10 protein-coding genes and 2 tRNA genes are annotated in these 12,985 nt (G+C 70.9%); 7 read left to right on the top strand and 5 right to left on the bottom strand.

Annotated elements, in window-relative coordinates; all coding sequences use genetic code 11:
- Positions 1-28: 28 nt before the first annotated feature.
- Positions 29-1,534, top strand: a complete 1,506-nt coding sequence (locus tag N3K63_RS07055) for an amino acid permease (protein WP_261579457.1) — start codon at positions 29-31, stop codon at positions 1,532-1,534.
- A gap of 8 nt (positions 1,535-1,542) precedes the next feature.
- Here the strand turns inward: N3K63_RS07055 and N3K63_RS07050 are convergent.
- Positions 1,543-1,615 (bottom strand) — tRNA-Val (locus N3K63_RS07050).
- A 150-nt stretch (positions 1,616-1,765) separates the two neighbouring features.
- Here N3K63_RS07050 and aceE point away from each other — a divergent pair.
- From aceE to N3K63_RS07020, 6 genes are all read left to right on the top strand, one after another.
- Positions 1,766-4,495, top strand: coding sequence for a pyruvate dehydrogenase (acetyl-transferring), homodimeric type (aceE, locus tag N3K63_RS07045; RefSeq protein ID WP_261579456.1), 2,730 nt, complete (start codon positions 1,766-1,768; stop codon positions 4,493-4,495).
- Between the two features lie 8 nt (positions 4,496-4,503).
- A complete protein-coding gene (locus tag N3K63_RS07040; RefSeq protein WP_261579455.1) occupies positions 4,504-5,709 on the top strand; it encodes a PucR family transcriptional regulator in 1,206 nt (401 codons plus the stop codon).
- 266 nt (positions 5,710-5,975) lie between these two features.
- On the top strand, positions 5,976-6,896 hold the full coding sequence (locus N3K63_RS07035; protein ID WP_261579454.1) for an ACP S-malonyltransferase: 921 nt from the start codon (positions 5,976-5,978) through the stop codon (positions 6,894-6,896).
- A complete protein-coding gene (locus tag N3K63_RS07030; RefSeq protein WP_261579453.1) occupies positions 6,893-7,894 on the top strand; it encodes a beta-ketoacyl-ACP synthase III in 1,002 nt (333 codons plus the stop codon). The genes N3K63_RS07035 and N3K63_RS07030 overlap by 4 nt, the downstream gene beginning before the upstream one ends.
- A 90-nt stretch (positions 7,895-7,984) precedes the next feature.
- Positions 7,985-8,233 (top strand): acyl carrier protein, encoded by a 249-nt coding sequence (locus tag N3K63_RS07025; protein ID WP_121058750.1) that lies wholly within the window; start codon positions 7,985-7,987, stop codon positions 8,231-8,233.
- An 88-nt stretch (positions 8,234-8,321) separates the two neighbouring features.
- Entirely contained in the window at positions 8,322-9,560 is a 1,239-nt protein-coding gene (locus N3K63_RS07020; RefSeq protein WP_261579452.1) for a beta-ketoacyl-[acyl-carrier-protein] synthase family protein, read from the top strand.
- A gap of 149 nt (positions 9,561-9,709) precedes the next feature.
- Here the strand turns inward: N3K63_RS07020 and N3K63_RS07015 are convergent, their stop codons facing one another.
- From N3K63_RS07015 to N3K63_RS07000, 4 genes are all read right to left on the bottom strand, one after another.
- Positions 9,710-10,237, bottom strand: a complete 528-nt coding sequence (locus tag N3K63_RS07015) for a DUF3145 domain-containing protein (RefSeq protein ID WP_261579451.1) — start codon at positions 10,235-10,237, stop codon at positions 9,710-9,712.
- A 154-nt stretch (positions 10,238-10,391) separates the two neighbouring features.
- Positions 10,392-12,125: an MDR family MFS transporter gene (locus N3K63_RS07010; RefSeq protein WP_261579450.1), complete on the bottom strand. Its 1,734-nt coding sequence runs from the start codon at positions 12,123-12,125 to the stop codon at positions 10,392-10,394.
- On the bottom strand, positions 12,122-12,793 hold the full coding sequence (locus N3K63_RS07005; RefSeq protein ID WP_261579449.1) for a TetR/AcrR family transcriptional regulator: 672 nt from the start codon (positions 12,791-12,793) through the stop codon (positions 12,122-12,124). Before N3K63_RS07005 ends, N3K63_RS07010 begins: the two co-directional genes overlap by 4 nt.
- Positions 12,794-12,902: 109 nt before the next feature.
- Positions 12,903-12,976 (bottom strand) — tRNA-Ile (locus N3K63_RS07000).
- Between the last annotated feature and the right edge of the window lie 9 nt (positions 12,977-12,985).

Raw genomic sequence — 12,985 nt, 5'->3', positions numbered from 1 at the left:
GCACCCACCGAGACCGGGAGGACATCCCATGAGCGTCATGCGCACCAAATCCGTCGAGCAGTCGATCGCCGACACCGAGGAGCCGGAGTTCCGCCTGCGCAAGTCGCTGTCGGCGTTCGATCTCACCGTCTTCGGGGTGGGCGTGGTCATCGGCGCCGGCATCTTCACCCTCACCGGCCGCGCGGCCCACGAGGTGGCGGGCCCCGCGATCGTGCTGAGCTTCGTCGTCGCAGCGATCGCGTGCGCCCTGGCGGCCATGTGCTACGCCGAGTTCGCCTCGACGGTGCCGGTCTCGGGCAGCGCCTACACCTTCTCGTACGCCTCGCTCGGCGAGATGTTCGCGTGGATCATCGGGTGGGACCTCATCCTGGAGATGTTCCTGGGCGCGGGGGTCGTGGCCCAGGGCTGGAGCGCCTACCTCGGGGTGCTGCTGGAGCAGTTCGGCCTGGCGCTGCCGCCGGAGATCTCCTACGGCGGCGTGGTGGATCTGCCCGCCATCGTGCTGGTGCTCGTGCTCGGCGCGCTCATCACCCTCGGCATCCGCGAGTCGATGCGCGTGAACCTGGTGCTGGTGGGCGTGAAGCTGTTCATCGTGCTGTTCGTGATCGTCGCGGGCCTCATGTTCGTAAACCCCGCCAACTACTCCCCGTTCGTGCCGGATGCCGTGCCCACCGAGGCCGCCACCGGGCTCACCCAGCCGCTGCTGCAGTTCTTCTCGGGCTCGGCGCCGATGGCCTTCGGCGTCGGCGGCATCTTCGCCGGCGCCGCCCTGGTGTTCTTCGCGTACATCGGCTTCGACGTGGTGGCCACCACCGCCGAAGAGACCAAGCGCCCCCAGCGCGACCTGCCGATCGGCATCATCGCCTCGCTGGTGATCTGCACCATCCTCTACTGCGCCGTCTCGCTCGTGGTCACCGGCATGGTCCCCTACCAGGACCTCGACCCGGCGGCGGCCCTGGCCAACGCCTTCGTGCAGTACGGGCAGCCGTGGATGGGCACCATCATCGCCGCCGGCGCCGTGGCGGGCCTGACCACCGTGGTGCTCACCCTGCTGATCGGGGCGACCCGCATCATCTTCGCGATGTCGCGCGACGCGCTGCTGCCGCAGTCGCTGGCCAAGGTGCACCCCACCCGCCGCACGCCGTGGCTGATCTCCATCATCGTCACCGTGGTGGTCGCCCTCGTCGCGGGGCTGACCCCCGTCGGCATCCTCGAGGAGATGGTGAACATCGGCACGCTGTCGGCGTTCGTGCTCGTCTCGGTGGGCGTGGTGGTGCTGCGCCGCACCCGCCCCGACCTCAAGCGCGGCTTCCGCGTGCCGTGGAGCCCGGTGCTGCCGATCCTGTCGGCGATCGTGTGCACCTACCTCGCCCTCAACCTGTCGGTGGAGACCTGGCTGCGCTTCCTCATCTGGCTCGCGCTGGGCTTCATCGTCTACTTCGCCTACGGGCACCGGCACTCGCGGCTGGGCAAGGACGGCGGCCGGTACCTCAACCCGGCGGCGCCGAAGATCGTCGCCCGCGACGACGAGTGAGGATGAGGTGGGCCCTGCCGGGCTTGAACCGACGACATCCACGGTGTAAACGTGGCGCTCTACCAACTGAGCTAAAGGCCCTCGGCACCAGTCTACGGCGGTGACCCACGCGCGCCGTGGACCCGGGGAAGTGACTAGGCTGATCCGGGATGCGTTGTCAGTGCTGTACAAAGCCGCGCGCGTTCCACACCCTGTCCCTGGCACGATCTGCCAGACGAAGAAAGGTCTTCTGTGACTGTCAACGATCAGGATCCGTACTCGCAGGGCCCGCTGGACAGCGACCCCGATGAGACTGCCGAGTGGCAGGAGTCGCTCCACCAGCTGGTCGACAACAAGGGCGCCGGGCGCGCACGCGAGATCATGCTCAGCCTGCTCCAGGCCTCGCGCGACCTGCACCTGAACGTGCCGCAGGTGCCGACGACGGACTACATCAACACGATCGCCACCGAGAACGAGCCCGAGTTCCCCGGTGACGAGGAGCTCGAGCGCCGCTACCGCCGGTGGATCCGCTGGAACGCCGCGGTCACCGTGCACCGCGCGCAGCGCCCCGGCATCGGCGTCGGCGGCCACATCTCGACCTACGCATCGTCGGCCTCGCTCTACGAAGTCGGCTTCAACCACTTCTTCCGGGGCCTGGACGCCCCCACCGGCGGCGACCAGATCTTCGTGCAGGGCCACGCCTCCCCCGGCATCTACGCCCGCTCGTTCCTCGAGGGACGCCTGTCGGCGGACCAGCTCGACGGGTTCCGTCAGGAGAAGTCGAAGGGTGCCCTCGGCATCCCCTCCTACCCGCACCCGCGGCTCATGCCCGACTACTGGCAGTTCCCCACCGTCTCGATGGGCCTCGGCCCCATCAACGCCATCTACCAGGCGATGACGAACAAGTACCTCACCAACCGCGGCATCAAGGATGCCGGCGACTCGCGCGTGTGGGCCTTCCTCGGCGACGGCGAGATGGACGAGGTCGAGAGCCGCGGCCAGCTGCAGGTCGCCGCCAACGAGGGCCTGGACAACCTCACCTTCGTCGTCAACTGCAACCTGCAGCGCCTCGACGGCCCGGTGCGCGGCAACGGCAAGATCATCCAGGAGCTGGAGAGCTTCTTCCGCGGTGCCGGCTGGCACGTCATCAAGGTCGTCTGGGGCCGCGGCTGGGACGAGCTGCTGTCGGTCGACACCGACGGCGCCCTCCGCCACCTCATGAACACCACCCCCGACGGCGACTTCCAGACCTACCGCGCCGAGGACGGCAAGTTCATCCGCGACCACTTCTTCGGGCGCGACGAGCGCACGCTGAAGATGGTCGAGGACTGGTCGGACGACGACATCTGGGGCAAGCTGCGCCGCGGTGGCCTCGACTACCAGAAGCTGTACGCCGCCTACCAGGCCGCGGCCGCCCACAAGGGCCAGCCGACCGTCATCCTCGCCAAGACGATCAAGGGCTACGGCCTCGGTCACCACTTCGAGGGCCGCAACGCGACCCACCAGATGAAGAAGATGACCCTCGAGGACCTCAAACACTTCCGCGACTCGATGCGCATCCCGATCACCGACGCGCAGCTCGAGGAGAACCCCTACACCCCGCCGTACTTCCACCCCGGGATGGAGGACGAGACGATCCAGTACATGCTGGAGCGTCGCCGCGACCTGGGCGGGTTCCTGCCGGAGCGCCGCACCCACCACGTGCCGATCACCCTCCCCGACGACGCGGCCTACGCGCTGCCGAAGAAGGGCTCGGGCACGCAGGAGATCGCCACCACGATGGCGTTCGTGCGCCTGCTGAAGGACCTGCTGCGGGTGAAGGACTTCGGTCACCGCATCGTGCCGATCATCCCCGACGAGGCGCGCACCTTCGGCCTGGACGCGTTCTTCCCGACCGCGAAGATCTACAACCCGAACGGCCAGAACTACACGTCGGTCGACCGCGAGCTGCTCCTGGCCTACAAGGAGAGCCCGCAGGGCCAGATCATGCACGTCGGCATCAACGAGGCGGGCGCCGTCGCGGCGTTCACCAACGTGGGGACGTCGTACTCGACGCACGGCGAGCCGCTGATCCCGGTCTACATCTTCTACTCGATGTTCGGCTTCCAGCGCACCGGCGACGCCCAGTGGGCCGCCGGCGACCAGATGGCGCGCGGCTTCATCATGGGCGCCACCGCCGGTCGCACCACCCTGACCGGTGAGGGCCTGCAGCACGCCGACGGCCACTCGCACCTGCTGGCATCCACCAACCCCGCCACCGTGTCGTACGACCCGGCCTACGGGTACGAGATCGCCCACATCGTGCGCTCGGGCATCGACCGCATGTACGGCGGCAACCACCCCGACCCGAACGTCATGTACTACATCACGCTCTACAACGAGCCGATCGTGCAGCCGGCCGAGCCGGAGGGCGTGGACGTCGAGGGCATCGTGCGCGGCATCCACCGCGTCTCGATCGGCGACGGCGAGGGCCACCGTGCCCAGCTGCTGGCCTCGGGCGTGGGCGTGCCGTGGGCCCTGGAGGCGCAGCAGCTGCTGAAGGACGACTGGGGCGTGACCGCCGACGTGTGGTCGGTCACCAGCTGGACCGAGCTGCGACGCGACGGCCTGGCCGCCGACGAGCACAACTTCCTGCACCCGAACGACGAGCCGCGCACCGCGTACCTCACGCAGAAGCTGCACGACACGACGGGCCCCGTCGTCGCCGTCAGCGACTACATGCACGCCGTGCAGGACCAGATCCGCCCGTGGGTGCCGCGCCGCTTCGCGACGCTCGGCGCCGACGGCTTCGGCTTCTCGGACACCCGCGCCGCCGCCCGCCGGTTCTTCAAGATCGACGGCCCGTCGATCGTGGTGCGCACGCTGCAGGCGCTGGCCGACGACGGACTCGTCGACCGGTCGCTGTCGGCGCAGGCCATCGAGAAGTACCGTCTGTACGACGTCACGGCGGGAACCACCGGCAACGCCGGCGGCGAGAGCTGACGACATCGATGCCGACCGGTCCCACCCCGCCGCACGAGAAGGCGGAGACACTCGCCTGGCTCCGCCGCATCTCGGGGGATCTCGCAACGGCCACGACAGGCCGACTCGAAGAGTCGCTGCCGTGGTACGCCGAGATGCCCCCGGGGCGCCGCAGCGCGGTGGGGCTGGTCGCACAGGCCGGCATCTCGGCCTTCATCCAGTGGTATGACGATCCCGGCGCCCAGCCGTGGATCGCGGCCGACATCTTCGCCGCCGCGCCGCGGGAACTGCTGCGCAGCGTCAGCCTGACCCAGACGCTGCAGCTCATCCGCGTCACCGTCGAGGTGACCGAGGAGCGCGTGGCCGGCCGCGCCGAAGACCTGCGCGAGAGCATGCTGCTCTATTCGCGCGAGGTCGCCTTCGCCGCCGCCGACGTGTATGCGCGCGCCGCCGAGGCCCGCGGCCTGTGGGACGCGCGCCTGGAGGCGCTCGTCGTCGACTCGATCCTCACCGGCGAGGCCGACGAAGAGCTGCCCAGCCGCATCGCCGCCCTCGGCTGGCACGGCCACGGCGAGGTGTCGGTGCTCGTGGGCACCACGCCCCCGCAGTTCGACGTCGACCAGCTGCGGCGCCTGGCCCGCAAGCTCGGCATCGACGTGCTCATCGGCGTGCAGGGCCTGCGCCTGGTCGTGGTGATCGGCCGTGCCGACGCCGACGAGGATGCCGAGACGCTGGCCTTCGTCGAGATCGCCCGCCGCCTGGAGCCGGGGTTCGGCCCGGGGCACCTGGTGCTGGGACCGGCCGTGCCCGCCCTGGTCGACGCGAGCCAGAGCGCCCGCGCGGCCCTGGCCGGCTTCGCCGTCGCGAAGGCCTGGCGTCACGCGCCGCGCCCCGTCGAGGCCGACGACCTGCTTCCCGAGCGCGCCCTCGCCGGCGACCCGCTGGCCAAGGCCACCCTCGTCGAGCGCATCTACCGGCCGCTGCTGGCCCACTCCACCGACCTGGTGGCGACCCTGTGGAGCTACCTCGACAACGGGCGCTCGCTCGAGGCGACCGCCCGCGAGCTGTTCGTGCACCCCAACACGGTGCGCTACCGCCTCAAGCGCGTCTCGGACGTCATCGGATGGGACGCCACCGGCCCCCGCGAGGCCCTCATCCTGCAGACCGCGCTGGTGCTCGGCTCGATCGGCACCGACGTCACCCGCCGCCGCCCCGCTCCCCCTCGCCGCGGCTGACCCCCGCCCCCGCGGCATCCGCCCCGCGCCCGTTCGCCCGCGCGCGCCCGTCCGCGCCGGTCCGCGAGAGAACATCTCACCGCCGAGAGTACGGGCGGCACCCGTTCCCTCGGCGCCCCGTTGTTCTCTCGGCGCCGGCGAGAGCGAGGGCGAGGGCGAGGGTGAGGGCACGGAGCCGCGGACTGTGGGGCGCATACAAAGGGATTTCGGGTTCTTGTGACGTGTTCGCCAGTCGATAGGCGCATCTTGTTGGCAGGATAGGACGAGTGATCATCGCCGTCTTCCCGGGACAGGGCTCGCAGACCCCCGGTTTCCTCACTCCGTGGCTCGAGCTCGACGGTGCGCGCGAGCGCCTCGAGCAGTTCGGCGCCGAGGCGCAGGTCGACCTCGTCGCCGCCGGCACCGAGTGGGATGCCGACCGCATCCGCGACACGCGCGTGGCGCAGCCGCTCATCGTGGCGGCGAGCCTGCTGTCGTGGCACGCGCTGACCGAGGCGGCCGGCACCGCACCGGGCGGCGTCGCCGGCCACTCCGTCGGCGAGATCGCCGCGCTCGTGGCCGCCGGTGTGCTGGCCCCCTCCGACGGCATGCGCCTGGTGGGCCTGCGCGGCCGCGCCATGGCCGAGGCCGCCGCGGCCGAGCAGACCGGCATGAGCGCCGTGCTCGGCGGCGACCAGGATGCCGTGCTCGAGCGCCTGAGCGCCCTGGGCCTCACCCCCGCCAACTACAACGGCGGCGGTCAGATCGTCGCCGCGGGAGCGCTGGCCGCCCTGGCCGAACTCGCCGCCACCCCCGTTCCCGCCACTCGCGTGATCCCGCTGCAGGTGGTCGGCGCGTTCCACACCGCCTACATGGCCCCCGCCGTGGCCACCCTCGGCGCCGCCGCGGCCGACGTCACGGTCGCCGACCCCCGCCTCACCGTGTGGTCCAACCGCGACGGCGGTGTGGTCACCGACGGGCGCGGAGCGGTCGATCTGCTCGTGCAGCAGGTGGCCAACCCGGTGCGCTGGGACCTGTGCATGGCGTCCTTCGCCGAGCACGGCGTGACCGGCATCATCGAACTGTCCCCCGCGGGCACCCTCACCGGCCTCGCCAAGCGGGCCCTGCGGGGCGTCCCCACCGTCGCGGTGAAGACCCCCGACGACCTCGCGGCTGCGGCCGCCCTGCTGACCGGAGAAGGCGCATGACCGTCACCCTCACCCAGTCGACCGGCCCGGCGCACACGCGTGTGCTCGCCTACGGCGCCGCACGCGGCGAGAACGCCGTGCCCAACGACGACATCATCGGGCCGATCGACTCCAGCGACGAGTGGATCCGTCAGCGCACCGGCATCATCACGCGCGTGCGCGCCGACGCCGGCACCGACGCGATCGACCTGGCCAGCACCGCGGCCGCCGAGGCCATCGCGACGGCCGGCATCGACCCGTCGCTGGTCGACGCTGTGATCGTGGCGACCATCTCCAACCCCAAGCAGACCCCGTCGGTGTCGGCGATCGTCGCCGACCGCATCGGCGCGAACCCCGCCGCCGCCTACGACGTCAACGCCGCCTGCGCCGGATTCGCCTACGGCATCGCCCAGGCCGACGCGCTCATCCGCGCCGGCTCCGCGCACTACGCCGTCGTCGTGGGCGCCGAGAAGCTCAGCGACATCGTCGACCCCACCGACCGCTCGATCTCGTTCCTCCTGGGCGACGGGGCCGGCGCCGCCGTCGTCGGCCCGAGCGAGTTCCCCGGCATCGGCCCCACCGTGTGGGGTTCGGACGGCTCGAAGGCGGATGCCGTGGGCATGAACCACACGCTGGTCGAGTTCCGCGACGGCGCCGCCCCCTGGCCGACGCTGCGCCAGGAGGGCCCGACGGTCTTCCGCTGGGCGGTGTGGGAGATGGTCAAGGTCGCCCGCCGCGCCCTCGAGGCGGCCGGCGTCGAGGCATCCGATCTCGCCGCGTTCGTGCCGCACCAGGCCAACATGCGCATCATCGACGAGTTCGCCAAGCAGCTCGGCCTGCCCGAGACCGTCGTGATCGGCCGTGACATCGAGACCACCGGCAACACGTCGGCGGCCTCGATCCCGCTGGCCACCCACCGGCTGCTCGCCGAGCACCCCGAACTCAGCGGCGGCCTGGCCCTGCAGATCGGCTTCGGGGCCGGACTCGTGTTCGGCGCCCAGGTGATCGTCCTTCCCTGACGACGGGGATCGCCGACCCTAGACTGAAAGACGGCCCGATCGGGCCGGCTGTCCCGATAAACCGCAGCCCCCACAACAAGGAGAGATTCCATGGCATTCAGCAACGACGAGGTCCTCGCCGGACTGGCAGAGCTCATCACCGACGAGACCGGCATCTCGGCCGACGAGGTCGCGCTGGAGAAGTCGTTCACCGACGACCTCGACATCGACTCCATCTCGATGATGACGATCGTCGTCAACGCCGAGGAGAAGTTCGGCGTCACCATCCCCGACGAAGAGGTCAAGAACCTCAAGACCGTCGGCGACGCCGTCACCTTCATCACGTCGAACCAGGCCTGACCGCCGCCCGACGCGGGCATCCGCGTCGACGGCATCGATTCGCACCGGTGGGGGCGCACGCCCCCACCGGAGGACCTCCGAGGACACCATGACCACTCCCCGCATCGTCGTGACCGGCATCGGCGCGTCGTCGCCCATCGGCGGCACCGCCCCCGAGAGCTGGCAGGCCCTGCTCGACGGCGCCTCCGGCGCCCGCACCCTCGAGCACGACTGGGTGGAGCAGTACCAGCTGCCGGTCACCTTCGCCGCGCAGGCGAAGGTGCGTCCCGACACGATCCTCGAGCGTCCCATCGCCAAGCGCCTCGACCCCTCGTCGCAGTTCGCGATGGTCGCGGCCATGGAGGCGTGGGCGGATGCCGGCAGCCCCGAGGTCGACCCGGAGCGGCTGGGCGTGGACTTCGCGACCGGCATCGGGGGGCTGTGGACCCTGCTGGACGCGTGGGACACGCTGCGTGAGAAGGGCCCGCGACGGGTGCTTCCCATGACCGTGCCGATGCTCATGCCCAACGCCGCCGCGGGCAACCTCTCGCTGCACTTCGGGGCGCGCGCCTACGCCCGCACGGTGGCCAGCGCCTGCGCGTCGAGCACCGAGTCGATCGTCAACGCGGTCGAGCACCTGCGCGACGGCCTCGCCGACGTGGTGATCGCCGGCGGCACCGAATCGGTGATCCACCCGGTGACCATCGCCTCGTTCTCGTCGATGCAGGCCCTCTCCAAGCGCAACGACTCCCCCGCGACCGCCTCGCGCCCCGGCAGCATCGACCGTGACGGCTTCGTCATGGGCGAAGGCGCCGCCGTGCTGATCCTCGAGACCGAGGAGCACGCGAAGGCGCGCGGCGCCAAGATCTACGCCGAGGTGTGCGGCGGCGGCGTGACCGCCGACTCGTACCACATCACCGCCAACGACCCCGAGGGCACCGGCGCGGCACGCGCCGTCGAGCTCGCCCTGGCCTCGGCCGGGCGCGGCGCCGACGAGGTCACCCACATCAACGCGCACGCCACCTCCACGCCCGTCGGCGACCCCAACGAGTACGTCGCCCTGCGCGCCGTGTTCGGCGACCGCATCGACGAGATCCCGGTGTCGGCGACCAAGGCATCCACCGGTCACCTGCTGGGCGGCACCGGCGCCCTCGAGGCGATGTTCACGATCCTCGCCCTGCAGAACCGCGTCGCCCCGCCGACCATCAACATCACCGAGCAGGACCCGGCCGTGCCGTTCGCCCTCTCGGGTGCGCCGACGCCGCTGGGCGCGGAGCAGCAGCTCGCGATCAGCAACTCGTTCGGCTTCGGCGGCCACAACGCCGTCGCGGTGTTCGCCTCGGTCTGACCCCGCGACACCACGAAAGACGCCCCCGGGTATGGACCCCGGGGGCGTCTTCTTTCGTGTCGGGCGGTGCGGTCGCGATCCCGGTCCCCGGGAAGCCGTCCGAGGCCGGTACGGGCGCTCTGCCCCGCCCGAGTCTGTGCGGGTGGGTCTCAGCCCACCTTGTGCAGCCAGACGACGGGTGCGTCGTCGCTGGCGTGGCGGAACGCGTCGAGCTCTTCGTCCCACGCCGAGCCCAGCGCCACCTGCAGCTCGCGCTGCAGCTCCGACAGGTCGCCGGCCGAGATCTCCATCGCGTAGCGCACGCGGTCTTCGGGGATGACGACGTTGCCGGCGGTGTCGGTCTGGGCGAAGTGGATGCCGAGGTCGGGCGTGTGCATCCAGCGCCCGCCGTCACTGCGCGGGGTGGGGTCTTCGCTCACCTCGAAGCGCAGGTGCTCCCAGCCGCGGATCGCCGTGGCCAGGGCCGCGCCCGTGCCGGCGGGGCCCTCCCAGTAGAACTCCGCGCGGCGGCTGCCGGAGAGCACCGGCTGGTCGGCCCAGTCGAAGCTCACCGCGTGTCCGAGGGCGCGACCGACCGCCCACTCGAGGTGGGGGCACAGCGCCCGGGGCGCGGAGTGGATGAAGATCACTCCACGCGCCTGTGCGGTCGACCGAGGGGTCGACGCAGGTGTCACCATCATCGTCTCCTTGTTGTCAGGTACGTCTTCCCCTACGACCTGATGCGAGACGCCGATGAGCGGCGGGCTATGCGGTTATGCGCCCATTATCGCCGATGGGCCACGCAAATCACAAGCGTGTGATTCGGTGACCCATCGGCGGGGTGGCCGCGCCTCAGTCGGCGGCGTCTGCGCGCGCGTCTCGCCCGGCGGCGGATGCCGCGCCGGTGGGCGCCTCGGCGCCGTGCGGCGCCGTGTCGGCCGGGGCGGGGCGACCGCCCCGGGTGCGGGCCTCGGCGCGCTGGGCGGCCTCGAGCGCCTCGGCCTCCTCGCCGCTGATCGCCTCGCCGCGGGCGACGAGCCCGGCGACGTCGGACAGCGGGATCTGCTTGAGGAACAGGGCCAGGAGGAAGGCGACTGCCAAGAACGGCACGAGGTACCAGAACACCGGCGCCAGCGCGTCGGCGTAGGCGGTGACGATGCCGTCGCGCACCTCGTCGGGCAGCGCGCTGAGGGTGGACGGGTCGATCGTCGCCGTCGCCTGGGCGGCCTCGGCCGCCGAGGCGCCCGAGCCGGTGAAGGCGGCGGTGAGGTTGTCGGTGAGCCGCGAGGTGAACATCGCGCCGAACACGGCGATGCCCAGCGCCGCCCCCGCCTCGCGGAAGTAGTTGTTCGAGCTGGTGGCGGTGCCGAGCTCAGCGGCGGGCACGGCGTTCTGCACGACGAGCACGACGACCTGCATCACGAAGCCGAGTCCGGCGCCCAGGGCGAACAGGTAGACGCAGATCAGCCAGATCGGGGTGTCGGCGGTGAGGGTCGTCATGACGGCCATGACCAGGCCCGTGATCGCCGTGCCGAGGATCGGGTAGATGCGGTACTTCCCGGTCTTGGTGATGAGCAGACCCGACGCGATGGAGGTGCCCATGACGCCGACCATCATCGGGATCATCAGCAGCCCGGAGGCGGCCGCGGAGGTGCCCGAGGCCATCTGCAGGAAGGTGGGCACGAACGCGAGGGCCGAGAACATGCCGATGCCGATGACGAAGCCGATCGCGGTGGCGTTGACGAACACCGGGTTGCGGAACAGCGACAGCGGCATGATCGGGTCGGCGGCGCGCGACTCGGTGAAGATGAACAGCGCCACCGCCACGATCAGGCCCGCGCCCCACATCCACGTGACGGGGTCGCCCCAGCCGTGGTCGCGGTCGCCGCCGAAGTCGGTGGAGAAGATGAGGCAGGTGGTGGCGATCGACAGGAACACGACGCCGGCCCAGTCGATCGGCTTGACGGCGCGCTTGCTGGGCAGCTGCAGGGCGAACAGCGCGATGAGGAACGCGGCGATCCCGACCGGGATGTTGATGTAGAACGCCCACTGCCAGGTGAGGTGGTCGACGAAGAAGCCGCCCAGGAGGGGCCCCGCCACGGCCGACAGGCCGAACACGGCGCCCAGCGGGCCGAGGAACTTGCCGCGCTCGTTGGCCGGCACGATGTCGGCGATGATCGCCTGCGAGAGGATCATCAGCCCGCCGCCGCCGAGTCCCTGGATCGCGCGGAAGACGACGAACATCCAGAAGTCGGTCGCGAACGCGCATCCCACCGAGGCGAGGGTGAAGATGGCGATGGCGGCGAGGAACAGGGTGCGGCGGCCGAGGATGTCGCCGAACTTGCCGTAGATCGGCATGACGATGGTCGTCGCCAGGATGTAGGCGCTGGTGATCCACACCTGGTGCTCGACACCGCCGAGTTCGCCGACGAGGGTCGGCATCGCGGTGGAGACGATCGTCTGGTCGAGGCTCGACAGCAGCATGCCGGCGATGAGGGCGGAGAAGATCAGCCAGACGCGGCGTCTGGTCAGCAGCATCGGCGCGTCGCCGGCGGCGACGGTCGGTGTGGGGGCGGTGGCGGTCATGCGGCGCTTTCGGGGTCGTGGGGGTTCGGGAGGCGGTGGCGGTCGTGGGAGGAGAACAGGGCGGATGCCGTGGCCACCAGGCGCTGCAGCGCGGCCGGGAACGGCTCGGGGTCGTCGGGGTCGAGCGAGAGGGGCAGCGCCAGGTGGCCGAGGTGCACGATGATCTGCACGAGCACCGCGGCCCGGGGGTCGCCCGGCTGCAGCTGCTCGCGCCGCTCGATGAGGGCGATGTCCTTCTGCTGGTCGAGGCGCCCGCGCTCGAGCATGTGCGGCAGCAGCTGCGGCTCCCGTTCGGCGGCGGCCATCAGCTCGGCCGCCGACGCCCGGTCGATGTCGAGCTTGGCCCAGCGGGCGGCGATGAGCGTGGCGAAGTCGTCGACGAGGTTGTGCGACAGCTGACCCGCCGGCGTGCGCGGCCGCATGGCGACGAAGAACTCGTCCTCGTCGGCGGAGTCGGCGCCCAGCGGCACCCCCAGCACGGCATCCTCTTTCGAGGCGAAGTAGTTGAAGAACGTGCGCCGCGAGACACCCGCCTGCGCGCAGATCTCCTCGATCGTGAATCCCGCGAGGCCGTGCGCGGCGGTGGCCCGCCGCGTCAGCGAGACCAGGGTGCGGGTGGTCTCGACCCGTCGCCGTTCGCGCGGGGACGCTGTTGCACTTTCGATCACGTAGTGCATTATTGCACTATTCATCTACAAGTGCAGAACGTCACGTCGCGCGGCGCGCACGGCTCCCGGACATGCCGAGAGCGGCCGCCGAAGCGACCGCTCTCTCGCGTAGGGCGGGTGGGACTTGAACCCACGATCGTCGGGTTATGAGCCCGCTGCCTTGACCAGCTTGGCCACCGCCCCCTGGGCCAT

The organism is Microbacterium festucae (genome assembly GCF_025421715.1).
Lineage (GTDB): Bacteria > Actinomycetota > Actinomycetes > Actinomycetales > Microbacteriaceae > Microbacterium > Microbacterium festucae.
This window is presented reverse-complemented; position numbering and strand designations above follow the sequence as displayed.

Bases quoted from the DNA above. Each gene is read 5' to 3' on its own strand.
- N3K63_RS07055 (WP_261579457.1), top strand. From the start codon at position 29: ATGAGCGTCATGCGCACCAAATCCGTCGAGCAGTCGATCGCCGACACC.
- N3K63_RS07010 (WP_261579450.1), bottom strand. From the start codon at position 12,125: ATGACCGCCACCGCCCCCACACCGACCGTCGCCGCCGGCGACGCGCCG.
- N3K63_RS07020 (WP_261579452.1), top strand. From the start codon at position 8,322: ATGACCACTCCCCGCATCGTCGTGACCGGCATCGGCGCGTCGTCGCCC.
- N3K63_RS07030 (WP_261579453.1), top strand. From the start codon at position 6,893: ATGACCGTCACCCTCACCCAGTCGACCGGCCCGGCGCACACGCGTGTG.
- N3K63_RS07025 (WP_121058750.1), top strand. From the start codon at position 7,985: ATGGCATTCAGCAACGACGAGGTCCTCGCCGGACTGGCAGAGCTCATC.
- N3K63_RS07040 (WP_261579455.1), top strand. From the start codon at position 4,504: ATGCCGACCGGTCCCACCCCGCCGCACGAGAAGGCGGAGACACTCGCC.
- N3K63_RS07015 (WP_261579451.1), bottom strand. From the start codon at position 10,237: ATGGTGACACCTGCGTCGACCCCTCGGTCGACCGCACAGGCGCGTGGA.